The following is a 24,108-nucleotide window of genomic DNA, read 5'->3' as shown; positions in this document are numbered from 1 at the left end:
GGTAAAATCCTTTACTTTTTTTTATTATTTTTGTCGGTTCCTCAGCACAAATGCAATTTAAACGAACAATTACATGTAAGGAGCTAGAAGTTGATGTTATTTGAACAATATGACGAACCAATCACTGCATTTAATTTATGGATGAAGCAAGCAGGTTATTCTGAAACTACAAAAAAAGAATATGGACGCGAAGTGCGAAACTTCTTAACATACTTAGATGGACTGCCATTAAATAAGGTAAAAAAATTAACGATTGTAAGTTATCTTGTTCAGGAAAAAGAAAATGTCTCTGATGGGGCACGCAATCGCAGCTTAGCTGCTTTAAGAAGCTTTTTTAAAGCGATGATTGATTTTGAGCTTATGAGCAGCAATCCTGCGCACGAGGTAAAGAAAACAAAAACAGAGCGTAATCGCAGACCGATTTATTTGGAGCAGGATAAGCTTAAGCAAACGATACAATATATAGATGGAAAATATCGTAATCGCAATATTGCTTTACTGCTATTAATGGCGTATTCTGGTCTTCGTGTAGGTGAGGTGCATCGTCTAAATTTGTCTCATTACGACGAAGAAAAAGGCGTGCTTACTGTTCTCGGCAAAGGACGAAAATGGAACGAGGTACCGCTTGCGCCAGAGGTCAACGTTTTTATGAAGGCAGTTAAGCAAGAGCGTTTGCAGCCATACCGTAAGCAAGATGATGCTTTTTTTATTTCTCAAAAAGGAAGAAGGCTCTCAATTCGACAAATTCAAAAGATTATTGCTGCGATGTTTGCCGCAATGAAGGAAGAACATAGTGAATTGCAAGGGATGAAGTTAAGCTGTCATAAACTTAGACATTCCTTTGCTACATTAATGCTGCGAAACCAAATTGATATTCGTATCGTAAAAGAGTTGATGGGGCATACATCCATTGAAACGACGATGATTTATACCCACGTGCATGAAGAAGAGAAGAAACAGGCAATTGCAAATATAGAACTTCCGACATTAAAACCTTAATCAAGATAGCGAGCTCTAATTTCAGGAGTCGGCAATAAACAAGCCTTTTGCTTTCCAAACCAACGATAGCGATTTTTTGCAAAATAACGATAAAATGAGTTGCGAATAAAGCTAGGAATAATAGCTAATAACTGGATTAGAGGCCAAGCACGATGCAAATATTTACTGGCCCGCAGCACAGCATCAGAGTAAAGATAAGCTTTGCCATTCTCGATAAAGATAAGCGAATCGATGTCCGCAGCAATGCGATAATGCACTCTTAGTAGCTTACCGAGTTCGCCTTGCTGTGCAGCAAAGTAAATTGTTGATTTTGGATCGCGCGGAATTATCCATTGCACCGCACGGTTACAGAAAGAACATTCTCCGTCATATAGTAATATTTTTTTATCCTTATATTGCTCGATATTCATTTAATTACCTCATTTCTTAACGGATATGAAGGACTACATAACAGAAAGGAAGTCTGAATACTTGTGATTTTAGGCATTGTATTAGCGCTTCTAATTTATGCAGCATTAGTGTTTTATGTTGGTTGGAGTGGTTATCGCGGCTTCGGTGTGAAAAATAAAGTATTTTTAATTGCCTACATCATACTAATCGTACTGCTGTCGACTTCCTTTATCCTTGGGAGAGTTGTAGGCGGAGCGGCTATTCTATCGATTATCGGCAACTACTGGCTAGCATTGTTTAGCTTATCGTTAATGATACTTCCAATTGTACATCTTATTATGCTTATTTTACGCTTTACTAAACTAGACCGCAATAAGACGAGAATTACTGCTACTATATTAACTTTAGTCGTTCTGTTAAGTACACTTGGTTATGGCAGCTATATGGCTTATACTCCGAAAGTGAATCAATATACGATAAAAATTAATAAAAGCTATAAGCAAGATTTAAATGTTGTCATGTTCTCTGATATGCATTTTGGTTATTTGTCTGGAGTAAAGCACGCTAAGCGTCTAGTTAAGGAAGTTAATGCGCTCAAGCCTGATCTAATTCTTATTCCTGGTGATATTATTGATGATGATTTAGAAATTGTGCAAAAGAAAGACATTTTTTCAATACTTACTGAGCTGCAGGCACCTTTAGGTGTGTATGGCTCGTTAGGAAATCATGATCGTTATAAAGGTAAAATGGATGAATTAATTGCCGCAATTGAAAGCTCAAATATCGATTTGTTATATGATGAAGGCATTGTAATCGACGAAGGTCTTGTATTAATCGGAAGAAAAGATTATTCCGAGGGGGCTAGAATGGAAACTGCTGATCTTACAGCTCCTTATGACAAGGATTTACCAATTATTTTACTTGATCATCAGCCTTATCAATATGATGAAGCTGTAGCGGCTGGGGTAGATTTAGTCGTATCTGGTCATACCCATTATGGACAGATTATGCCTGGTAATCTAATTACTGGGGCGATTTTTGAGAACGATTGGGGTTATTTACAAAAAGGAACGCTGCATACGATTGTTTCCTCTGGATATGGATTTTGGGGACCGCCAATTCGTATTGGATCACAGTCGGAAATTGTACAAATTCAAATTGATTTTATAAATTAATACAACTAATTAATGTCATTAACTAATTTTTCAGTTTTTATTCCCGGAGTTCTTATTGTTATTGTTCTGTTGGTTGCCTCACTTCAATGAATTCAAAGCAAATAATGTTATGATTACAAATTAGCCTGATTCTTCATGCTTATTAAAGCTTGTTGCTTTTAATTCCTTTTACTAAAAGCAACAAGCTTTATATATAATAGGGAAGGCTTAATCCTGCGGTTTTTCATCAGTATTGCCATATGCTCCCCACAAAATCAATAGCACGATCGAGATAAAAATAACGAGTAATGGACAAATAAGAATTAGAAATTTATCGAGGTTCATAGCCATGTCTTCCTTTCACATAATCTGAATTAAACAGAAAGAGGCGAAGGAGCAAGTATAGTGATGGTAAAAGCAGCACTAAGCCAAGTATAAAAACAATGACCAATGCTACTGCCATATTCGTATTCGTGAAATTGTTGTAAATCGTTACATACGGATAAATAATATAAGGTAAATGACCTGCACCATAGCCATAAAAGGCAAAGCCAAATTGCGCCATTACCATAATAAAAGCCAAGCCTAGCTGTTTATTGCGATAAACGAGTGTGACAGCTACAGCAAAGCAAACAAGCGAAAGGGCAAACATCCACCAAAGATCCACTAGGTTCTCAAAATGCTCTCGATTATGCTGATAGATCGCAAAAAAGACGAATAAGCTGCACAGAATGGTCGGGGCACTCCATAATAAAGCATAACTTCGCACCACCGCATATGCTCCTTTATCTGATGCTTTGTCAGCATAATAGGTAAGGAACATCGCTGAAATATAAAGCACGCTTACTAACGCTAACAGTACAACACTCCAAGAGTAAGGGCTTGTAAAAAGCTTTTTTGCATCAAAAATTACCTTTCCTGTATTAGATACGTTTATATAGCCGCCTTCGGAAATGGTGAGAACGGTAGATAAAGCTGCCGGAATAAGCAAGCCGCTTGCTCCGTATAAAAACTGATAGAGCGCGTTTGTTCGTTTTCCATAAAAGGTAAACGCATAATATGACCCGCGGATTGCTAATAAAATAATCGCGATGCTTCCAGGGATAAGTAAAGCGGTCCCTAAGTAATAGCCAATATCAGGGAAGAAACCAATGATGCCTACAAAGAAAAAGACTAAAAAAACATTAGTTACTTCCCATACAGGCGACAAATAGCGCTCAATCATACTATGAATAAGATGTCTAGTGCCGCTAATTGTACTGTAATACATAAAAAAACCTGCACCAAAGTCGATTGAGGCTACGATGAGATAGCCAAACAGAAACGTCCACAATACCGTAATTCCTAACAATTCAAAATTCATCGCAACCTTCACCTCAGCTTTCTTTGTTATATATCGCTAATTCATCCTCAACCTTATTGCGATTGAACATTCGTATCAAAACTCTAGCAGAAGAAATACCGAGAACTAAATAAAGCAAAAGGAACAGAAGCAGCATTAGATCGACTTGTCCAGATTGCGTTGCGCCTTCGGCTGTTGTCATTATTCCTCGTACAACCCATGGTTGTCTGCCAACTTCAGAAAAAATCCAACCATGTTCAATCGTCAGCATCGCAACAGGAGCTGCCACAATGACAAGAGAAAGCAGCCATTTCGCATATATATTTCCGTTTTTACGCACCAGTTGAATAATAAACAGAAATGTAATCAGCGCTAAAACGCCAACTAACATCATTTTTATATCAAATAAGTAATGCACCCAAAGCGGAGCCCAATGCTCCTTAGGGAATTGATCGAGTCCCACAACTTCAGCAGAAGGTCTGCTAAAGGCGAGTATGCTTAATCCGTACGGAATTTTTAATCCATTTTTTATTGTATAGTCATCTTGTAACACACCACCGAATACAAGCGGGGCATAGCTTGACGTATGAAAATGCCATTCTGTAGCTGCAAGCTTTTCAGGCTGATAAACTGCTAAATATTTCCCTGACAGGTCTCCAATAATAACCGTTGCAACCATAAAAACAAATGAGCAGATCATTGTAAGCTTTAACGCCTTGCGGTGATATGTATTTCGTTGTCCCTTTAACAAGGCATAAGCAGCAATGGCTGCTAAAATTAGCCCACAAGTCAAATAAGCAGAATCTAATACATGGGCAACTTTACTAGGTACTGCTGGACTAAGCATTGCCTTTATTGGATTTACATCAATGAATACTCCATCAGCATAAGTAAAGCCGACAGGATAGTTCATAAAGGCATTTACCATCGTTATAAACATAGCGGATGCACCAGAACCAATCACTACAGGAATTAAAAAGATAAGGTGTATCTTAGGATTAGAAAATCTATCCCAAGTGTAGATATAAATTCCTAAAAAGATTGCTTCAAAGAAAAAGGCGAATGTTTCCATAAACAAAGGTAAGGCAATAGATTGACCTGCTGCTTGCATAAAGCTTGGCCATAGCAAGCTAAGCTGAAGTCCGATCGCTGTCCCTGTCACAACGCCAACCGCTACTGTAATTACATAACCGCGCGACCAGCGTCTTGCCAATAAGATGTAATGAAAATCTTTTTTTCTTATCCCAATCCATTCTGCTAGTCCAATATACAGCGGCACACCAACGCCAATGGTAGCAAAAATAATGTGGAAGCCTAAAGTTAATGACGTTAACAATCGACTAAAAACTACTGGATCATAGGTATATAACAAGTTCATCATAACTACTCCTTAAAAGTAATGTCTAATCAGAGAAATTAGCATTATTCCTCCTACAGTAAAGCAAGTAATGATCAATCGACGTTCTTGTTGCTTGATGCTGTGTTGATTCCGCTGTTGCTGTTCTTTTCTCATCGCGCTTCACTCCGTCCAATATGTTGGTTTGCATTTGTTTATCATGCCTAAAAAAAACAAAATTATTCACTAATTCCATCTGGCCTTGGATTTTTTAATATGTTAAATGACACATAAAAAGCGGTATGCTATGATTCTTTTGGATTTACAGAATAGATAAGATACTAATTTACAGAGATATTTAAGATGATGTATCAATCAGAAAGTGGAGTGGAGCTATGAAACCCTATATATGGGTTGCCGCAGGCGGTGCTACTGGTACAATATTGCGCGCAATCATTAGTCAGCTATTCCCATTACAAAATGGATTCCATATTGTAGCAATCAATATAGTTGGCAGTTTTCTATTAGCGCTTATTTATACGTCTTTTTCATCCGTCACAAGATTAGGGCAGCAAATGCGTTGGTTACTTGGAGTTGGACTGATGGGGGGATTCACAACGATGTCTACTTTTTCAGTCGATATCGTTCGATTGCTAAATAGCCAGCAAATTGTTGCAGCAGTACTTTATATTGCCCTAAGTTTGTTAGGCGGACTAACGGCTAGCTGGGCAGGTATTAAGTTAATGAGTCGACAGAAGGGAGAACGTTAAATTGTTACTATTAGGTACTGGGATTTTTGGCGGATTAGGTGCAATGGCTAGATTTTATTTAAGTCAAAAGCTGAAATGGGGTGGCGGAGCTTTTCCATATGCCACACTATTGATAAATATAACAGGATCAGCAATGCTTGGTTTATTATATGGAATGCATGAGATGGAGTGGATTAGCGATTGGGTATGGCAATTAATAGGAGTAGGATTTGTTGGAGCATACACAACTTTTTCTACGTTTAGCTATGAGCTGTTTACACTAGTTCAACAAAAAAGAGGACTAGCCGCTGCTAGTTATTTAACGTTCACGGTTATCGGCGGAGTGTTAATAGCATTTCTTTGCTCTGCATTACTTAACTTTTTAAACTAAATAATAAAATAATTTAAGATTAATTGTTTACATATTGACGACAGCAAAAAAATAGGCGATAATGTACGCGTGTACATAAAACGTTTTCATTTTGAAGGAGAGATCATTTATGACTGAACGCGCAAAGCCTAATCAACCGCTAGTTACTCATATTTATACTGCTGATCCATCTGCACATGTATTTAATAATAAAATCTATATTTATCCATCACATGACCTTGAACATGATGGTCCAGATAATGATAACGGAGATCAATATCAAATGGAGGATTATCATGTTTTTTCCATGGAAAGTGTTGATGGGGAAGTCATTGATCACGGAGAAGTTTTGCATGTTCGCGATGTAAAATGGGCCAGCAAGCAAATGTGGGCACCAGATTGTGCATTCAAAAATAATACGTATTATTTATATTTCCCTGCACGCGATCATGACGGAATTTTCCGAATTGGAGTAGCAACAAGTAAAAATCCAGAAGGACCATTCAAACCAGAGGACAGTTATATTCCAGGTAGTTTTTCCATTGATCCAGCAGTGTTTGTCGATGATGATGGACGTGCATATATGTACTTCGGCGGTCTATGGGGAGGACAGCTTGAAAAGTGGCAAAGTGGACAATATGATGAAAACGGCGCAGAACCAGCTAGCAATGCTCCTGCATTAGGACCTATGGTGGCTGAACTAGCGGACAATATGCTGGAATTCAAAACTACGCCTCAAGCTGTACAAATTGTCGATGAGCAAGGCAATCCGATCCTTGCTGGCGATGAAGATAGAAGATATTTTGAAGGACCTTGGATGCATAAATATAATGGCAAATATTATTTAAGCTATTCAACTGGTACTACACATTATCTTGTATATGCTGTTAGTGATTCGCCAGTTGGCCCTTTTGTTTACAAAGGAAGAATTTTAGAGCCAGTGATCGGCTGGACAACACATCATTCCATTGTTGAGTTTAATGGAAAATGGTATTTGTTCTATCATGATAGCTCCCTTTCTGGCGGTGTAAATCATAAACGTTGTATTAAGTTCACTGAGCTGAAATACAATGAAGATGGTACAATCGTTACTATTCATCCTTACGAGAAATAATCGATATTATCGCATTTTAATCGCACCCCAATTGCTTGACATCCCTATAAGAGAGTCTGTTGTTATGCACTTCTTATGGCGGGCAATTCACTAGCAAGCAGTTGGAGGTGCTTTTTTACAATTACAAGTTAAATTGATTTGATGCAACACGTAAATAAAGAACCTATCCTAAAAAGAAAATCATTCAGATAGGTTCATTTCATCTGTCTATTAAGCTGTGTTGCTTCATTTTATACATATTAGTTTGATCTTATCGTTTTGAAGGTTATCTTATTGTCTTTAATGCTTTGCTCCAGCTTAGTAGTTGGTCAAGCATTTCATTAACATTTTTCTCATGTATCGCTTGCGGCTTAAACACTGAGAAATTTTCAAAATCCGTAAATAACGATAAAGCAGGGTGAGTACGAACATCAGCTACTTGCAGCTCGCCAAGAATGCCGCGCAAATGCTCTGCAGCACGAGCTCCGCCAACTGAGCCATAGCTTACAATACCTGCTGCTTTATTATTCCACGCTTCGCGTGCTAAATCTAACGCATTTTTTAATGCCCCGCTAATGCTATGATTATATTCACTAACAATAAAAATAAAGCCATCTAACTCAGACAGCTTATTATTCCAACGACCTACTTGCTCAGAAGCCTCTGTTTCGCCAAGTAAAGGAAGATTATAGTCTTTAATATCAACGATTTCGAATTGTGCGCCGCCATGTTTATCTGCAAGAGTTTTAACCCATTGACCTACTTGCGGGCTGACTCTGCCTTCTCGCGTGCTTCCTAAAATTATCCCGATTTTTAAATTACTCATCTTAACCTCCAGCAATCAAAATTAGATATGACTCTTTTAGTATTTGATAATGTGATTTCAAATATTCACCAGAAGTAAAAAAATGATAATGATCTAAAAAAATGTAAAATGACGAGCTGTCAATGTAGTAAACTGACGATAGTGAAGTAATGACTTGTAAATATACTGTGCGATGTTAATCGCTTACAATTGAGATGAGCTTGAAATTACAATTCATTTGAGGAAGGGGAAAAGTTATGAAGCAAAAGAAAAAAAAGCGTGCAATAATTGTTCTAGCTTCAGTAATGCTTTTGAGCGGACTACTATCCGCTTGTAGTTCTAACTCGAGCAACACCTCAGATAACAACTCAAATACTTCAAATCAAGCACCAAGTAATTCAACGAATAATGGGGCAAACAACTCAACCAACAGCGATAACGAAACGTTTGAAGGAGACGGTCCGTTCGGAAAGTATCCAGAGCCAATTACGATTCATTTCTCACGCTATACAGATAACGATATGCAGGACAACATTATCCCTAAAACACCAGGCGAAAATGTTGATGACAACCGTTGGTTGAAAGCGTATTCAGAAAAATTAAACATTAATATTGTTTATGATTGGACCGCAAACACTGGAGATGCATATGATCAAAAAATGAATGTGACATTGTCCTCTGGTGAATTACCTGATATGTTTTTCGTTTCACCCGCACAATTAAAGCAGCTGTCAGAAGCAGATATTATTGAAGATTTAACACCATACTGGGATAAATATGCCTCTGATGATCTGAAGGAACTATATAATGAGCAAGGCCCTGCTGTATTAAACTCTTCAACTATTAATGGAAAACTAATGGGAATTGGCAAAGCAGATGTATATGGCGATGGCGTATATTTATGGCTTCGCAAAGATTGGTTAGATAAACTGCAACTTCCTGAGCCAACCTCAATGCAAGATTTATTGCGAATTTCGGAAGCGTTCACAACTCAAGATCCTGATGGCAACGGAGCAAATGATACGTACGGTTTAGCGATTACGAAGGATTTGTATGGCGGTGCAATGGGATTAAACGGATTTTTTGCAGGGTACCATGCTTACCCTAATATGTGGATTGATGACGGTCAAGGAAATTTAGTATGGGGAAGTACACTGCCTGAAGTTAAAGAAGCATTAAAAGTATTAAATGAAATGTATAAAGCAGGTCAACTGGATAAAGAGTTTGGCGTAAAAGACGGCGGTAAAGTAGCGGAAAGCATTGCGGCAGGTAAGATCGGTATCGATTTTGGCGCACAATGGAATCCAATGTATCCGTTAATTAGTAACTATCAAAATGATCCTAACGCAGATTGGGTTGGTTATTCGCTAGTTTCCATCGACGATAAGCCAGCGCTTTCCCCACAAGAGTTCCAAGCGGAAGGTTATTGGGTAGTGAAAAAAGGTTTCAAGCATCCTGAAGCACTAATTAAGTTGTTTAATATGCACGTAGAGCTTAACTGGGGTGAATCTGGCGACTTCAATTATTATTACATGCCAGCAGAAAATGATAGTGTAGGTGTGTGGAAATATTCTCCAGTTCAACCTGCCTCAGCATTTAAGAACATTCGCGCACATCAAGAGATTGAAAAAGCTAGACAAAGCAATTCGTTAGACAGCTTAACAGGTGAAGCATTGGCAATTCAACGCAATATTACTGCTTTCCAAAATGGCGACACATCACAATGGGGATGGCCGAAGATCTATGGTGAGCATGGGGTTTATCGTCATGGCGTGAAATATATGGAGGAAAACTTATTCATGTATGAGGCATTTGCTGGCGCGCCTACAGATACAATGGCTGAAAGATTGTCTTCTCTTGAAGATTTAGAGAAAGAAACATTTATCAAAATTATTATGGGCGCAGTACCGTTGGATGAATTCGATAAATTCGTTGAGAACTGGTATAAAGTCGGCGGCGAAGCAATTACAAAAGAAGTGAATGAATGGTATCAATCTAATAAATAATGCATTTTCGGAAAGCAAGGAGATTCTCCTTGCTTTCCAACTTAATCAAATAGCTTATGAGAAAAGGTGAGTGAGATGAAGATTTTAAAAAAATTAAAGAAGGAATTGCCACTAAATCTCATGATATTGCCGGGATTTATTTTTATTATCATTTTTAGTTATATACCGATGGCTGGCATAATCATTGCATTTCAACGCTTTATTCCTGCAAAAAAGCTATTTGGTGATCAAAAATGGGTAGGGCTAGATAATTTCAAATATGTAATGAGCTTGCCTAACTTCGATAATATTTTATGGAACACGTTTTTTATTGCCACGATGAAGGTTATTTTAGGCTTAGTTGTACCAATTATTATTGCTTTACTATTAAATGAAATGCGTCATGCTTTGTTAAAGCGCAGTATTCAAACAGCGATCTACTTGCCGCATTTCTTATCATGGGTTGTATTAGGCGGTATTTTTATCGATATGCTTTCCCCTACAGACGGTTTAGTAAATAATTTCATCAAAGCATTAGGTTTTGAGCCGATCTTTTTCCTCGGAGATAATAAGTGGTTTCCATATACAATGATTTTTACAGATACTTGGAAGGAATTTGGCTACGGAACAATCATTTATTTAGCAGCTTTAACTGGGATTAATCCTAATCTTTATGAAGCAGCACAAATTGACGGTGCGAACCGCTTTAGACAAATGATTCATATTAGTTTGCCAGGGATGCAAATGGTTATCGTCCTACTTATGGTATTAAGCTTAGGGAACTTGCTAAATGCAGGATTTGACCAAATCTTTAATATGTACAGTCCAATGGTATATGAAAGCGGAGATATTCTTGATACATTTGTTTATCGGATTGGCTTATTGGATGCACAATTTGGTGTGGCAACAGCTGTCGGGCTATTTAAATCTCTCATTGCGTTAATTTTAGTTTCTGCTTCTTATCTGTTTGCATACAAAATTGCTGACTACCGAATATTCTAGGAGGTAACAACATGAACAAGCGAAAAAAGATAGATTGGTTTCTAATCGTTAACAATATTTTTCTTATTTGTGTTGCTGCAATTTGTATACTTCCAATGATTCATATATTAGCAATCTCCTTATCGTCTAGTGCAGTAGCTGCTACAGGAACAGTGACGTTTTGGCCGAAAGATTTCTCTTTAACTTCATATGAATTTGTTGCGCAACGTAAAGCATTTTGGGACTCGATGCTTGTCTCTATAAAGCGTATTGTTTTAGGCGGTGCGATAAATTTAATTTTAGCGACAATGGTTGCTTATCCTTTGTCAAAAGAAAAACATGAGTTTAGTTTGAGAACATTTTATGCATGGACATTTTTTATTACAATGATCTTTAATGCTGGCTTAATCCCAACCTATATGCTGATTAAAGATTTGAAATTAATCGATACAATTTGGGCGTTAATTCTTCCAGGAGCAGTACCTGTATTTAGTGTAGTTATTCTCTTAAATTTCTTTAGACAAACACCTAAAGAGTTAAGTGAAGCAGCATTTATCGATGGGGCAGGGCATTGGAGAACACTATGGAGTGTATATATTCCTATTTCCATGCCTGCAATCGCTACTATAACCCTGTTTTCTTTAGTTGGTCATTGGAATAGTTGGTTTGACGGTTTGATTTATATGAATCATCCGCAAAATTATCCGTTGCAAAGCTATATTCAGACAGTTGTAGTGCAAAAATCATTTACTACACTAACACCTGAGGAAGCAAAAATTATGATGAAAATATCTGATAAAACGTTGAAAGCTTCGCAAATCTTTTTAGGTGCATTGCCAATTATTTGTGTATATCCATTTTTACAACGCTATTTTGTAAAAGGTATGGTAATCGGCAGTGTTAAAGGATAATTTTCGATATGTAAGTAAAATCATGTAAGAAGTCAATGTTAACAAAAGATAGTTTATGATAAAATGTGGAAAAATAGGAAAGTGATATTTTATCATAAAGGAGTTGGTGACGATTAAATCCAGCATCTTTGTTAGATTAATGGCAACAATTTTGGCTGCGATCATCGTCATTGCTGCATTAGGCTTCTATATGTATGTTTGGAGCTTGAATACGGTAAAAGATGAAATTATTAAATCGACTTCAGCACAGGCTAGTTTCTACTTAGAAGGTCTTGAAGCAGAAATTGATCGAATTAAAATATTGCAATATGATGTGCTAAATGATGAAGATTTAAACAAGCTTGCTATTCGCTATCCGATTATGGACGAATATGAAATGATGGAAAGTATGAGAAAGCTTCATCATCGTTTAGTATCTATCCATAATAGCAACGCATATATTTCAGATGTTAGCGCCCATATTATTCCAATAAACAAGACATTATCTTCTAAAACTTCAGTAAATCAGCTTAATCTTAATAAAGTCCAGTCGCTGTTCATTCCGAAAGAAATGACAGGGGCACAACTCATTATGTATAATGACAAACTGCATCTAACGACCAATTTAATGGGGAATGCAGGCATCAATCCATTATATATTATTGAGATAGAGTTAAATTCAGAGGTATTTGCTCAAGACTTAAAGCAATTTGATACATACCCTGACAGTGGCTCTATCTTATTAGATTTATCAAATGAAATAACTTTCCACAGCAGCAGCGAAACAAGAGAGGAATTTGCAGGAGTCATTCAATCGTACCTAAATAATGAAAGCGATATCAAAATAGGAAAGATAACAAATCACGGTGATACGTTAATTATTGCCGAGAAATCGGATTACTTGAATATGGTGTTGTTTCGCTTTATTCCGAAAGACATTATCCTCGGTCCTTTAGAAGGCTTCTATATTTGGGTATGGATTTTTACTGGTGCAATTTTATTGCTTGTAGTGATTATTTACGCTTATACAAATAAATTGATAAATCGACCGATGAAAGAACTTGTTAAAGCATTTCGCAGTGTGGAGAAGGGTAACTTCAATGTGAAAGTTCAAGTTAATCAAAATAATGAGTTTGATTATTTAAACAAAGGTTTTAATTCGATGGTGCAAAACGTATCAAACTTAATTGACCAAGTATATAAGCACAAAATTTTAGAGCAAAAAGCAGAATTAAAACATCTTCAATCGCAAATTAGTCCGCATTTTCTGTATAACAGTTTTTTTCTTATTCATACAATGGCGAAGGTGCAAGATGAGAATCTTATTCCTTTTACAAAGCTACTGGGCGAGTATTTTCAATTTATTACGAAAAACGACTCTGATTTTGTGTCATTATATGATGATATTGAACATGCACGAACTTATGCTGAAATTCAGCTAATGCGTTACCCTAGCAAACTGACCATTGACTTTGAGCAATGTCCCGCTTCATTTAAAGAGATAATGGTGCCGCGACTAATTATTCAACCAATTATTGAGAATGCGTTTAAGTATGCCGTTGAGCATTCCAATGGAACGATTACAATTTTAGTTTATTTTCAATTGCAAAATGATAAATGGAGTATCATAGTCGAGGATAACGGGACGCAATTAACAGATACAAAGCTGCAAGAATTGCAAGCACAATTTAGACATAACGCAAGCAGTGAGGCATCGGGACTTAACAACATTCATCGACGTATTCAGTTAATTTATGGTGAGCAATATGGCATCGAGGTTGAACGCAGCAGGTTGGGCGGATTAAAAGTTAATCTTCAAATAAATCCTGGAACGAGGGAAGCGGTATGCTAAGGTTATTAATCGTAGACAATGAAGAAATTATCGTGAATCATCTTGTTGAAGTGTTTAAAGGGATGGATCATTTGGAGCTGGACGTCTATAAGGCTTACAGTGGAGAAGAGGCGATTGAATGGCTGCAGCGTACAAGGATGGATATTGTGCTTACCGACATTGATATGCCTAAAATTAACGGGCTCCAACTTATGGAGGAAATCTTTATCCGCTGGCCTCAATGTAAAGTCATATTTTTAACTGGACATAGTGAATTTAGTTATGTATATAAAGCAATACAACACCCCGATGTTGCTTATTTGTTAAAAGTCGAAGATTTAGATAAAGTCATTCAAGTTGTTGAAGACACTGTGAATAAAATTCGCAAAGAAATAAAAACGGGAGATTTATTGCGAGAAGCAAAAGAAAAGATCGATATGGCTTTTGAAATGATTCAAGAGAATTATTTGCTTAGTCTGCTAAAAGGAAATTCAGTTATTCGTGCAACGAAGGAGCAATTTGAACAGCTATCATTACCTTTTAGTATTGATGCACCTGTCATTATGGCTGTAGGTCGCTTAGATAATCATGAAGAAATGACCTATATGCAAAAAACTCATCAAGTTTATTCAATAAGACAGATTATAAAACGCTATCTTTCACTCAATTTACGAAATGTGATTATTTCAGACGATCAATTTGATTTTACAATTCTTATCCAGCCTAAAGAAGCAGCTGATCATGCCAGCTCTGCAGAGTTATACGAGTCAACGATTAGTTATTTAAAGGGAATGCTGGAGTCTATTCAACAAACCTGCAAAGACAAATTAAATCATTCGATAAGTTTTACTGCGGGAAGCCGGCCGGCTAATTGGCATGAAGTTGCTAAGCGCTATGCGGAATTGCATTCATTATTAAATTATCGTATCGGTAAGGCTGGAGCGATTTTACTAGCTGATGACGAAATAGTTTCTAAAGAGCCTGCTGACAGCTTGCCATGTAAAGATGAGCAATATGAAATTGAGCAAACTTTATTATCGTTATTAAGCTCCAGCATCATTAGCCGTTTAGAGCAATATCTTGAATCAGGACAGAGGGATAAATTTTTTGAGGAAGTTGAGCAACTGTTAACTCCTTTAAGCAAGCTGCTTCACTTAAATAACTTAGTCGGACAACAAGCCTATTGCTCTCTATCAATGTGTATTTTGTCTTATATTAATCGGTGGGGATTAGCAGAAAAAATCAATGAAAAAGCAGGCGGAATTCGACTCTTGAATACTGCTAGCTTTATGAACTGGGCGGAAGCTGCAGCTTATTTACGTATATTGCTTAGCTATATCTTTGAACTGCAATCCATGGAGCAAAAGAAAAGGGCGGATCATGTCATTTCCTTCCTGCAACAATTTATTGTTAACCATCTTAATGAAGATTTGTCTCTTGTACGCTTGTCTGAGCAAGTATATTTGAATCCGTCCTATTTATCACGAATTTTTAAGCAAGAAACGAAACGGAATTTGACTGAATTTATAGATACTGCCCGTATTCAGAAGGCAAAGGAATTATTAGCTGGCGATCAATTAAAAATTAACGAAATAGCAAGACAGGTTGGCTATGAAACTGCTACCTCATTTACTAGATTCTTCAAAAATTCTACCGGTTACTCTCCGCAAGAATACCGTGATCTTCATAAACCTCGCATGTCGATTTAAAGCGAGGTCTTTTTTAATATTTGATATTAGTATCTGGTACTAATTTATGTTATGATGATAATGAACTTATTTTAGGAGGTGTTACCAATTCAATCCAAAGCTAAAATTACTGCTATCGGTTCATACGTACCAGAGAAAGTAATGTCAAATGAGGATTTTATGCGAATGATTGACACCAGTGATGAATGGATTGTTACTCGAACTGGAATGAGAGAACGACGAATCGCTTCTGAAAATCAATTTACAAGCGATTTAGGATATATGGCAGTTCAAGATTTAATTACCCGTTATAATAAAACGATTGACGATGTTGATTTAATTATTTGCTGTACATTTAGTCCTGATTCAGCTACACCTAGCGCATCAGCCATTATCCAAGCAAAGCTAGGGCTAAAAGCTACAGGTGCAATCGATTTGAATGCTGCCTGTGCAGGATTTACGTATGGGTTACATGTTGCGAATGGATTAATTACTGCTGGACTTCATAAAAAAATATTAGTTATTGGAGCGGAAACATTAAGCAAGCTAACCGATTACAGTGATCGAACTACATGCATATTATTCGGCGATGGGGCAGGAGCAGCATTAGTAGAGTACGATGAAGAAAATCCAAGCTTTATTGCCCATCATATGGGAACTGATGGGGAAAAGAGTAAAAACCTGTACTGTAGCTTTTTAAGTCCGCAACTATTTAATGAGCCGATTAAAAGTAACAATAAAATCGTCCAAAATGGACGAGAAGTTTATCGTTGGGCAGTGACAACTGTGCCAGAGGGTGTAAATACTTTGCTAGACAAAGCAAATATGACGATGGAGCAAGTAGATTGGTTTATTCCTCATAGTGCGAATTTGCGAATGATTGAATCCATATGTGAGCGATTAAACTATAGCTTAGATAAGGCATTATATAGCCTTGAATACTATGGGAACACATCATCAGCAACGATTCCGCTGGCACTTGATATGGCTGTTAAGCAAGGTAAAATAAAGCAAGGGGAGCATTTGCTGCTCTATGGCTTTGGCGGTGGCTTAACTCATATGGGTTTACTAATAAAGTGGCAAATGTAATGCGATCGAAATAGCCACTTATTGCGAGAGCTAGACAGTTATGGTAAAATTCATATAAATTCATAAAAGGAGTTGGACGGTGTAATGTATATTTCTTGCTAATGGACTGTAGAGCTTTATACGTCATATGTTGTAGCTTTTAGTAAAAAGCTGCCTTTATTTCGTATGGCTTTAATGAACCATGTGCAGGAAAGTTACATTACAGGCTCCTTTAACCCCTTATTTAAGTTTGCGCGCTTGTACTAGGCATTGGATAATTTCCTAGTTGAATATCAAGCAGCAGACCGGATAAGCTGTTATTATTTGAGCTGTAAGAAAGTAACTTTCTTGCAGCTCTTTTTTATTTCAGCTGTTAGAGGGGGACTTTAATATGGCTTTAATCCAAGTAAATCAATTAACTTTCGCTTATGAGGGCAGTTACGATAATATTTTTGAAAATGTCAGCTTTCAAATAGATACGAATTGGAAACTTGGCTTCACTGGGAGAAATGGTCGAGGCAAGACAACCTTTCTTCAATTACTGCTTGGCAAATATGAATATAAGGGGAGTATTACGAGCAATGTTCAGTTTGAATATTTCCCTTATTCAATCGAGAACCAGGATAGATTAACGATCGATATTATTGATGAACTTAATCCGAATTATGAATATTGGCAATTAGCGCGAGAATTGCACTTGCTTCAGGTTGGGGAAGAGCTTTTATATCGACCTTTTTCATCGTTATCTGGCGGCGAGCAATGTAAAATTGCGCTGGCGGTTTTATTCTTAAAGGAGCATCAGTTTCTTCTTATTGACGAACCAACCAATCATCTTGATCGCGAAGGCAGAGAAATTGTTAGCCAATATTTAAAAAAGAAAAAGGGCTTTATTCTTGTGTCACACGATCGAGCATTTCTTGATCAATGTGTCGATCATATTTTATCGATTAATAAAACCAATATTGAAATTAGGCGAGGAAACTTTTCAAGCTGGTGGAGCAATAAACAGCTACAGGATAATTTTGAGCTGGCACAAAATGAAAAGCTTAAAAAAGATATTAAACGTCTAGAACAAGCTGCTAAACGAACTAGCAATTGGTCGCATGAGGTTGAGAAAACGAAAAATGGCACGCTGCATTACGGCTCCAAGCCAGATAAAGGTTATATCGGTCATAAAGCAGCGAAAATGATGAAGCGTGCCAAGTCGATGGAGAGAAGGCAACAGGATGCACTTGAAGAAAAAGCTAAGCTCTTAAAAAATATTGAACTCAATGCTCCAATTAAAATTACACCATTAGATTATTATAAGAAGCAGTTAGTGGAAGCTAGACAGCTCGTGCTTAAGCAAAATAATATAGAAATTTGTAAACCAGTAAGCTTTACGATTGAGCAAGGAGATCGAATTGCAATTACAGGAAAAAATGGTTCAGGGAAATCGACCTTGCTAAAGCTAATTTGTGGAGAAAACATTGCTTATCAGGGCAGCTTATCTCTTGGCAGTCAATTAAAAATCTCCTATGTCTCGCAAACGACCTCGCATTTATCGGGTAATTTAAGAGATTATGCTGCATTGCATGGCATTGATGAGGCTCAATTTAAAACGCTATTGCGTAAATTTGATTTCTCACGGGATCAATTTGATAAGGATATGGCTAGCTTTAGTGCAGGTCAAAAGAAAAAGGTGCTAATAGCAAGAAGCCTTTGCGAACAAGCACATCTATATGTTTGGGATGAGCCGTTAAATTTCATTGATGTGATTTCTCGTATGCAGATTGAGCAGTTGCTGCTGGAATATAGACCGACATTATTATTTGTCGAGCATGATTTCATGTTTTTGGAGCAAATCGCAAGCAAAATTGTAGAGCTTGATCGGTGCTAAGCGGGCTTTAGGAGAGAACAGACTAAGGTGTGTTTAACTTCGAATACTAATTCTACACAGTAGCTGTTAAGGAATGCTAAATTATGTTACATTATACATGCAACTCTAGTATACAAGTGACATCATCGTAAAATTGATAATAGAGAGAGGATAAGAGGGAGAGAATGAATAGAAGTAGAGGTTTTCGAAGTTTTCTAGCTATTAGCTGCACAGCCATCGTGCTGTTATCAGGCTGCGCTCAAACGTTGACAAAATCTACTAATGCTAATCATACTAGCCAATCTCAACTGACTTCATCTCCAAAGCAACAGTTAGTATTAGCAATAGGCGGAGAACCGGATGATGGCTTTGATCCTACGGTCGGCTGGGGAAGATATGGCTCTCCATTGTTTCAAAGTACTTTGTTAAAGAGAAATGAAAAATTAGAAATTGTTGGTGATTTAGCAAAGGAATACGAAATTAGTGAAGATGGATTAATTTGGACAGTAAACTTGCGTGAAGACGCATTATTTAGCGATGGTCAGCCTTTAACAGCAACGGATGTTGTGTTTACGTTTCAGCAAGCAAAGGAAAGTCAATCTGTTCTTGACTTAACAAATGTGGCGGAAATAACTGAATTGGGAACATACACTGTACAATTTCAGTTAAAAACTGCACAGTCAACCTTTGTCAATGTATTAGCTTCTATAGGAATTGTTCCAAAGCATGCCTATAGTTCAGAATATGCCAAACATCCAATTGGCTCAGGGCCATATAAGTTCGTTCAATGGGATCGCGGTCAGCAGTTAATTGTCGAGCGTAATGAACTGTATTATGGGGAACAACCACCGTTTACTCAACTTACGTTTTTATTCCTCTCAGAGGATGCTGCGTTTGCTGCAGCTAAAGCTGGGACAGTAGATATTGCAGCAATTCCGGCTTCTTTCAGTAAGCAAAAAGTTAAGGGAATGCGACTTGAAGCTATGGAAACCGTGGATAATCGCGGAATTATGTTTCCTTATGTGCAATCTGGATCAACCACCGCTGAAGGTTATCCTATTGGCAACGATGTAACAAGTGATGTAGCGATTCGTCAAGCGATCAATATTGCACTTGACCGCCAATTGCTCGTTGATGGAGTGCTAGAGGGCTATGGCAGTCCTGCTTATTCCTTAAATGACAAATTACCTTGGTGGAACGAGTCTACCGTATTTGAAGATAATGATCCTGAAGCAGCAAAGCAAATACTTCAAGTTAATGGTTGGCATGATGCAGATGGTGACGGAATTGTCGAGAAGGATGGAATAAAGGCACAATTTAAACTTTTATATCCAGCAGGCGATGAGCTTCGTCAATCATTGGCGCTTTCTGCAGCAGATATGATTCAGCCGATAGGCGTTGCCATCGAGGTAGAAGGGAAAAGCTGGAACGAAATTAGCAAAGAAATGTATTCCAATGCGGTACTACTTGGTTGGGGAAGTCTTGATCCATTGGAGATGGTTCATGTTTACAGCAGTCAATTTGCCGGTGTTGGTTATTATAACCCTGGTTATTATCGAAATGATACCGTCGATCTATATATGCAGCAGGCGCTTGCGGCAACCGATGAACAAGAAGCGAATCAGCTTTGGAAAAAAGCGCAATGGGATGGAACGACTGGCTTAAGCGCATTAGGCGATGCACCTTGGGCATGGCTTGTTAATGTTCACCATTTGTACTTAGTCAATGATAAGCTAGATATTGGACAGCAGTCGATTCATCCACACGGACATGGCTGGCCAATTACAAGCAATATCGAATCATGGAAGTGGATGGATGAAAGATGAACATCATAAAGCTGCTTCTTTATTGTCTGCTTAAGTTTATTTTATTAATTGCTGCTGTTAGCATTATTTCGTTTACTTTAATAAGCTTGTCGCCAATTGATCCTGTACAAGCGTATATTGGCGCTGATATGCTGCGTGTAGGTGAAGAACAACGCGCTGCGATTGCCTCATATTGGGGACTTGATCAGCCGCCTATCAATAGATTTTTTCATTGGTTAAATGCGCTGCTGCATGGAGATTTTGGCACATCAATGATTTATCGTGAACCTGTACTTGATTTTATATTAGACCGATTCTCGCATTCTTTTATTCTATTACTTATTGCTTGGCTGTTATCAGGAATATTTGGCTTTGTCGCAGGTTCAATCGCGGCTATGAAGCAAGGTACATGGATAGATCGCTTCATTCAATGGTATTGTTATGCTTTATCATCGACACCTACGTTTTGGGCAGGGTTATTGCTGCTTATTATATTTACCGTATGGCTTCCGATATTTCCAGTTGGGTTAGCTGCTCCTGCTGGGGTTGGCGCTGCTGATGTAACCTTGCTAGATCGAGTATATCATTTAGTGCTTCCGGCATGTACGTTAAGCATCATTGGGATATCCAATATTGCTTTACATACACGAGAGAAGCTCATTAATGTATTGCATAGCGATTATGTACTTTTCGCCAAAGCGAAAGGCGAGCATGGCTTTACGCTCTGGCAGCGTCATGGTCTTCGCAATATATTGATGCCGGCGATCACGTTACAATTTGCTTCGTTTAGTGAATTGTTTGGCGGAGCAGTGTTAATCGAACAAGTGTTTTCATATCCCGGCTTAGGACAAGCTATTGTGGAGGCAAGCACTAAAGGCGATGTACCGTTATTGATGGGCATTGTCCTCTTTAGCGCATGTTTCGTCTTTGCAGGTAATGCGATAGCCGAGCTGCTTTATCGCCTCGTTGATCCGCGGATAAAGGAGGGTTACGAGCGTGAAGCGTAAAATACTCATTTCTTTATCTGTTTCATCCGTTGTACTTATACTGCCCTTTATTTTATCCCTTTTGCTAAGCATTGATGGACTGAATACGCAACTAACTGCGCGAAATTTACCACCTAGTCTACAACATTGGTTTGGTACAGATTGGCTTGGTCGAGATATGTTTACTCGTACAATGAAAGGTTTGACAATTAGTATTGGTATCGGCTTACTTGCTGCCACAATAAGCGGAGTTATTGCTGGGGCGCTGGGACTTATGGCAGCAACACTTGGCAGAGGAGTAGATCGTGCAATTACTTGGCTAATCGATTTATGTTTAAGTGTCCCACATTTAGTGCTGCTCCTGCTTATTTCGTTTGTCTTAGGCGGGGGAATGAGGGGAGTTATTATTGCGGTTGCCCTTTCTCACTGGCCAAGTCTTGCAAGATTAATGCGTGCTGAAATTTTGACGTTAAAATCAAGCCATTTTGTTCTAATCTCTAGAAAAATGGGAAGGTCATCATGGTGGATTGCGACTCGCCACATGCTGCCTCACTTAATTCCACAATTTATTGTAGGCACGCTGCTGTTATTTCCGCATGCGATACTTCATGAAGCAGCGATCACTTTTCTTGGCATGGGGTTGCCCCCGCATCAGCCGGCAATTGGAATTATTTTATCTGAGTCGATGAAGTATTTATCAACAGGAATGTGGTGGCTTGCTGTTTTTCCAGGATTCTGTTTGTTTCTCGTTGTTCGCGCCTTTGATCGTTTATCTCGTACATTACTTCAGCTTGTACGCCCAGATTCAACATCAGTAAAAGGGAGGGCTAACCATTGACCTTACTGAATATTGAAAACTTGTCCATTTCCTTTACAATGTACGATCGTTTTCTGCGGAAGACCGTTCAACAGGTGATCGACGAACTGTCACTTGCTATTGAAGCAGGGGAGATTGTAGCGATAGTTGGCGCAAGTGGTTCAGGAAAAAGCTTGCTCGCGCATGCGATTCTAGACTTGCTGCCAGCTAATGCCAGTAAAACAGGATTAATTTCCTATCAAGGGAATAGGCTAAATGCGAAAACATTAGCGAAATTACGTGGTAAAGAAATTGCCCTTATTCCACAATCGTTAAATTATCTTGATCCGTTAATGCCAGTTGGCAAGCAGGTTGAGCATGCAGTTCAAAACGGTGATCCAAAGCTGCAAAGGGAGCATATCTTTCGCAGCTTACATTTGCCCGAGGGAACGGAAAAGCTATTTCCGTTTCAGCTCTCTGGAGGAATGGCAAGACGTATACTTGTAGCAACAGCTATCGCAAGTGGGGCTAAGCTGGTTATCGCCGATGAACCAACTCCTGGTCTTCATCAAGACGTTATCCAGCAAACATTGGAGATTTTTAAACAACTTGCAGCAAAGGGAACTGCTATTTTGTTCATTACCCATGACTTAGCTGCCGCAGCACAAATCGCTCATACTGTTGCGGTTATAAAGGATGGAAGACTAATTGATCGAGTTCCAGCAGCACATTTTTCAACTGACGGTCAATTACTGCAGCATCCCTATACTCGTTCACTATGGCTTTCACTTCCGCAACATCAATTTTTTGCAGCAAGGGTGGTGGAGTAATGGCGCTAGAAGCGATTTCTATTAGTAAACGACATCCTACGCTTGCGCAGAAATGGCTTTTCCAAAATAAGAGTTTACAAATAGGCAAAGGAGAAGTTGTTGGACTTCAAGGAGAAAGTGGCTGCGGTAAATCAACGCTATGTCGTATTTTGGCTGGCATGGAAGCGACGGATCAGGGGGATGTTTTGCTAAATGGCATTAGTACGCTTAAGCCAAAACAGAACAGCTTTCGCATCATTCAACGGCAGCCAAGAGTTTTTCATCCTGTCCAGCTTATTTTCCAACATCCTGAAAGTGCAGTAAATCCTCGCTGGAAAATCGAGCAAATTCTAAATGAAGGATGGCAGCCAGATAAGAGCTTATTAGAAGAACTTCAAATAGAGCAAGAATGGCTAAAGCGTTATCCATCAGAGTTGTCCGGCGGACAATTACAGCGGATCTGTATTGCACGTGCATTAAGTCCGAAAACAGAATTTTTACTAGCTGATGAGATGACGACAATGCTTGATTCTATTACTCAGGCACAAATTTGGCAGGCAATACTATCGCTAGTTGAGAAAAGGAAACTTGGCTTACTTGTTGTTAGTCACGATACCCATTTACTAAATCGGATCTGTCATCGGATTGTTTATATGAAAGCCAATTAAGTTAGTTCTTTTGAAAACAATAAGAGTTTCTTTCAAAATCTCAAGAGCATAAATAGCGCATATTCAATTATTTTTGCTTATTTCTCTCTATAAGCTTAATAACCGCATTGCCTACTAAAATTGTAATAATAATCGCCCATACAAAGTTATTGATTTTTTCTGGCAGAAACTTCAATAACCAAATTGACATCATAATCGTTGCCAGAGATAAATATTCTATTTTTTGAGCATGCTCAAACTTTTTTAAATTGAGAACTAAGATTAGATAACCAATTGGTGGAGTAACAATACAGAAAAAGATTAGGGCTTTCTTTTTTAAATACCAGGAAGTTTTTTGTGTCATTTTTTCTCCTTATTTTATATTGATTTACATTACATAAAAATAATATCAAGCTTATTATTGCATGTTAATAGTCAATTGCAAAACGTTTTTTATTTAAGATGATTGTTTAAAAAGAATTAAATTAATAGTTACAACAACCTGAAAATGATGTTAAACTATACG

Annotated in this window: 23 protein-coding genes; 17 read left to right on the top strand and 6 right to left on the bottom strand. The window is 38.0% G+C overall.

Going from position 1 to position 24,108, the window contains the following annotated elements; all coding sequences use genetic code 11:
- Nucleotides 1-93: 93 nt before the first annotated feature.
- Nucleotides 94-999 carry a tyrosine-type recombinase/integrase gene (locus tag AC2TDL_RS19250; RefSeq protein ID WP_484701302.1) on the top strand — a complete coding sequence of 302 codons (906 nt, stop codon included), beginning with the start codon at nucleotides 94-96 and terminating at the stop codon, nucleotides 997-999.
- On the opposite strand, the gene AC2TDL_RS19245 is transcribed toward AC2TDL_RS19250, so the two are convergent.
- The gene (locus tag AC2TDL_RS19245; protein ID WP_484697668.1) at nucleotides 996-1,409 is read right to left on the bottom strand and encodes a thiol-disulfide oxidoreductase DCC family protein; all 414 of its coding nucleotides are present in this window, start codon (nucleotides 1,407-1,409) and stop codon (nucleotides 996-998) included. The genes AC2TDL_RS19250 and AC2TDL_RS19245 overlap by 4 nt on opposite strands.
- Nucleotides 1,410-1,472: 63 nt before the next feature.
- Here AC2TDL_RS19245 and AC2TDL_RS19240 point away from each other — a divergent pair, with 63 nt between their 5' ends.
- Nucleotides 1,473-2,564, top strand: a complete 1,092-nt coding sequence (locus tag AC2TDL_RS19240) for a metallophosphoesterase (RefSeq protein WP_484697667.1) — start codon at nucleotides 1,473-1,475, stop codon at nucleotides 2,562-2,564.
- 207 nt (nucleotides 2,565-2,771) lie between these two features.
- Here AC2TDL_RS19240 and cydS read toward each other — a convergent pair whose 3' ends face one another.
- From cydS to AC2TDL_RS19225, 3 genes are read right to left on the bottom strand one after another with little or no spacing between them, the layout of a single operon-like run.
- Nucleotides 2,772-2,888 (bottom strand): cytochrome bd oxidase small subunit CydS family protein, encoded by a 117-nt coding sequence (cydS, locus tag AC2TDL_RS19235; RefSeq protein WP_484697666.1) that lies wholly within the window; start codon nucleotides 2,886-2,888, stop codon nucleotides 2,772-2,774.
- Nucleotides 2,875-3,906 (bottom strand): cytochrome d ubiquinol oxidase subunit II, encoded by a 1,032-nt coding sequence (locus AC2TDL_RS19230; RefSeq protein WP_484697665.1) that lies wholly within the window; start codon nucleotides 3,904-3,906, stop codon nucleotides 2,875-2,877. The genes cydS and AC2TDL_RS19230 overlap by 14 nt, the downstream gene beginning before the upstream one ends.
- Before the next feature lie 13 nt (nucleotides 3,907-3,919).
- Nucleotides 3,920-5,266, bottom strand: a complete 1,347-nt coding sequence (locus AC2TDL_RS19225) for a cytochrome ubiquinol oxidase subunit I (protein ID WP_484697664.1) — start codon at nucleotides 5,264-5,266, stop codon at nucleotides 3,920-3,922.
- 350 nt (nucleotides 5,267-5,616) lie between these two features.
- On the opposite strand from AC2TDL_RS19225, the gene AC2TDL_RS19220 reads away from it, so the two are divergent.
- The 3 genes from AC2TDL_RS19220 to AC2TDL_RS19210 all read left to right on the top strand — a co-directional run bounded on the left by AC2TDL_RS19220 (nucleotide 5,617) and on the right by AC2TDL_RS19210 (nucleotide 7,454).
- On the top strand, nucleotides 5,617-5,991 hold the full coding sequence (locus AC2TDL_RS19220) for a fluoride efflux transporter FluC (protein ID WP_484697663.1): 375 nt from the start codon (nucleotides 5,617-5,619) through the stop codon (nucleotides 5,989-5,991).
- A gap of 1 nt (nucleotide 5,992) precedes the next feature.
- A complete protein-coding gene (gene crcB / locus AC2TDL_RS19215) occupies nucleotides 5,993-6,361 on the top strand; it encodes a fluoride efflux transporter CrcB (RefSeq protein ID WP_484697662.1) in 369 nt (122 codons plus the stop codon).
- 109 nt (nucleotides 6,362-6,470) lie between these two features.
- On the top strand, nucleotides 6,471-7,454 hold the full coding sequence (locus AC2TDL_RS19210; protein WP_484697661.1) for a glycoside hydrolase family 43 protein: 984 nt from the start codon (nucleotides 6,471-6,473) through the stop codon (nucleotides 7,452-7,454).
- Nucleotides 7,455-7,719: 265 nt separating this feature from the next.
- Here the strand turns inward: AC2TDL_RS19210 and AC2TDL_RS19205 are convergent, their stop codons facing one another.
- Nucleotides 7,720-8,259: an NADPH-dependent FMN reductase gene (locus tag AC2TDL_RS19205; RefSeq protein ID WP_484697660.1), complete on the bottom strand. Its 540-nt coding sequence runs from the start codon at nucleotides 8,257-8,259 to the stop codon at nucleotides 7,720-7,722.
- Between the two features lie 236 nt (nucleotides 8,260-8,495).
- Here AC2TDL_RS19205 and AC2TDL_RS19200 point away from each other — a divergent pair, with 236 nt between their 5' ends.
- The 12 genes from AC2TDL_RS19200 to AC2TDL_RS19145 all read left to right on the top strand — a co-directional run bounded on the left by AC2TDL_RS19200 (nucleotide 8,496) and on the right by AC2TDL_RS19145 (nucleotide 23,603).
- On the top strand, nucleotides 8,496-10,244 hold the full coding sequence (locus AC2TDL_RS19200) for an extracellular solute-binding protein (RefSeq protein ID WP_484697659.1): 1,749 nt from the start codon (nucleotides 8,496-8,498) through the stop codon (nucleotides 10,242-10,244).
- Nucleotides 10,245-10,319: 75 nt separating this feature from the next.
- Nucleotides 10,320-11,225: an ABC transporter permease gene (locus AC2TDL_RS19195; protein ID WP_484697658.1), complete on the top strand. Its 906-nt coding sequence runs from the start codon at nucleotides 10,320-10,322 to the stop codon at nucleotides 11,223-11,225.
- Nucleotides 11,226-11,236: 11 nt separating this feature from the next.
- Nucleotides 11,237-12,115, top strand: coding sequence for a carbohydrate ABC transporter permease (locus tag AC2TDL_RS19190; protein WP_484697657.1), 879 nt, complete (start codon nucleotides 11,237-11,239; stop codon nucleotides 12,113-12,115).
- 139 nt (nucleotides 12,116-12,254) lie between these two features.
- Nucleotides 12,255-13,946: a sensor histidine kinase gene (locus AC2TDL_RS19185; protein ID WP_484697656.1), complete on the top strand. Its 1,692-nt coding sequence runs from the start codon at nucleotides 12,255-12,257 to the stop codon at nucleotides 13,944-13,946.
- Complete coding sequence (locus AC2TDL_RS19180) at nucleotides 13,940-15,634, top strand: response regulator transcription factor (RefSeq protein ID WP_484697655.1); 1,695 nt, start codon at nucleotides 13,940-13,942, stop codon at nucleotides 15,632-15,634. Before AC2TDL_RS19185 ends, AC2TDL_RS19180 begins: the two co-directional genes overlap by 7 nt.
- Nucleotides 15,635-15,721: 87 nt before the next feature.
- Complete coding sequence (locus AC2TDL_RS19175) at nucleotides 15,722-16,702, top strand: beta-ketoacyl-ACP synthase 3 (protein ID WP_484701300.1); 981 nt, start codon at nucleotides 15,722-15,724, stop codon at nucleotides 16,700-16,702.
- 370 nt (nucleotides 16,703-17,072) lie between these two features.
- A complete protein-coding gene (gene abc-f / locus AC2TDL_RS19170; RefSeq protein WP_484697654.1) occupies nucleotides 17,073-18,560 on the top strand; it encodes a ribosomal protection-like ABC-F family protein in 1,488 nt (495 codons plus the stop codon).
- Nucleotides 18,561-18,724: 164 nt separating this feature from the next.
- The gene (locus AC2TDL_RS19165) at nucleotides 18,725-20,365 is read left to right on the top strand and encodes an ABC transporter substrate-binding protein (RefSeq protein WP_484697653.1); all 1,641 of its coding nucleotides are present in this window, start codon (nucleotides 18,725-18,727) and stop codon (nucleotides 20,363-20,365) included.
- The gene (locus AC2TDL_RS19160) at nucleotides 20,362-21,351 is read left to right on the top strand and encodes an ABC transporter permease (protein ID WP_484697652.1); all 990 of its coding nucleotides are present in this window, start codon (nucleotides 20,362-20,364) and stop codon (nucleotides 21,349-21,351) included. The genes AC2TDL_RS19165 and AC2TDL_RS19160 overlap by 4 nt, the downstream gene beginning before the upstream one ends.
- Nucleotides 21,341-22,168, top strand: coding sequence for an ABC transporter permease (locus AC2TDL_RS19155; RefSeq protein WP_484697651.1), 828 nt, complete (start codon nucleotides 21,341-21,343; stop codon nucleotides 22,166-22,168). The genes AC2TDL_RS19160 and AC2TDL_RS19155 overlap by 11 nt, the downstream gene beginning before the upstream one ends.
- Nucleotides 22,165-22,956 carry an ATP-binding cassette domain-containing protein gene (locus tag AC2TDL_RS19150; protein WP_484697650.1) on the top strand — a complete coding sequence of 264 codons (792 nt, stop codon included), beginning with the start codon at nucleotides 22,165-22,167 and terminating at the stop codon, nucleotides 22,954-22,956. Before AC2TDL_RS19155 ends, AC2TDL_RS19150 begins: the two co-directional genes overlap by 4 nt.
- On the top strand, nucleotides 22,956-23,603 hold the full coding sequence (locus AC2TDL_RS19145) for an ABC transporter ATP-binding protein (RefSeq protein ID WP_484697649.1): 648 nt from the start codon (nucleotides 22,956-22,958) through the stop codon (nucleotides 23,601-23,603). The genes AC2TDL_RS19150 and AC2TDL_RS19145 overlap by 1 nt, the downstream gene beginning before the upstream one ends.
- A gap of 67 nt (nucleotides 23,604-23,670) precedes the next feature.
- Here the strand turns inward: AC2TDL_RS19145 and AC2TDL_RS19140 are convergent, their stop codons facing one another.
- Nucleotides 23,671-23,946 (bottom strand): hypothetical protein, encoded by a 276-nt coding sequence (locus tag AC2TDL_RS19140; protein WP_484697648.1) that lies wholly within the window; start codon nucleotides 23,944-23,946, stop codon nucleotides 23,671-23,673.
- Nucleotides 23,947-24,108 lie beyond the last annotated feature (162 nt).

The organism is Paenibacillus sp. plas6 (assembly GCF_057221655.1).
The sequence above is the reverse complement of the archived record's forward strand: the minus strand, read 5'-3'. Positions and strand labels throughout refer to the sequence as shown.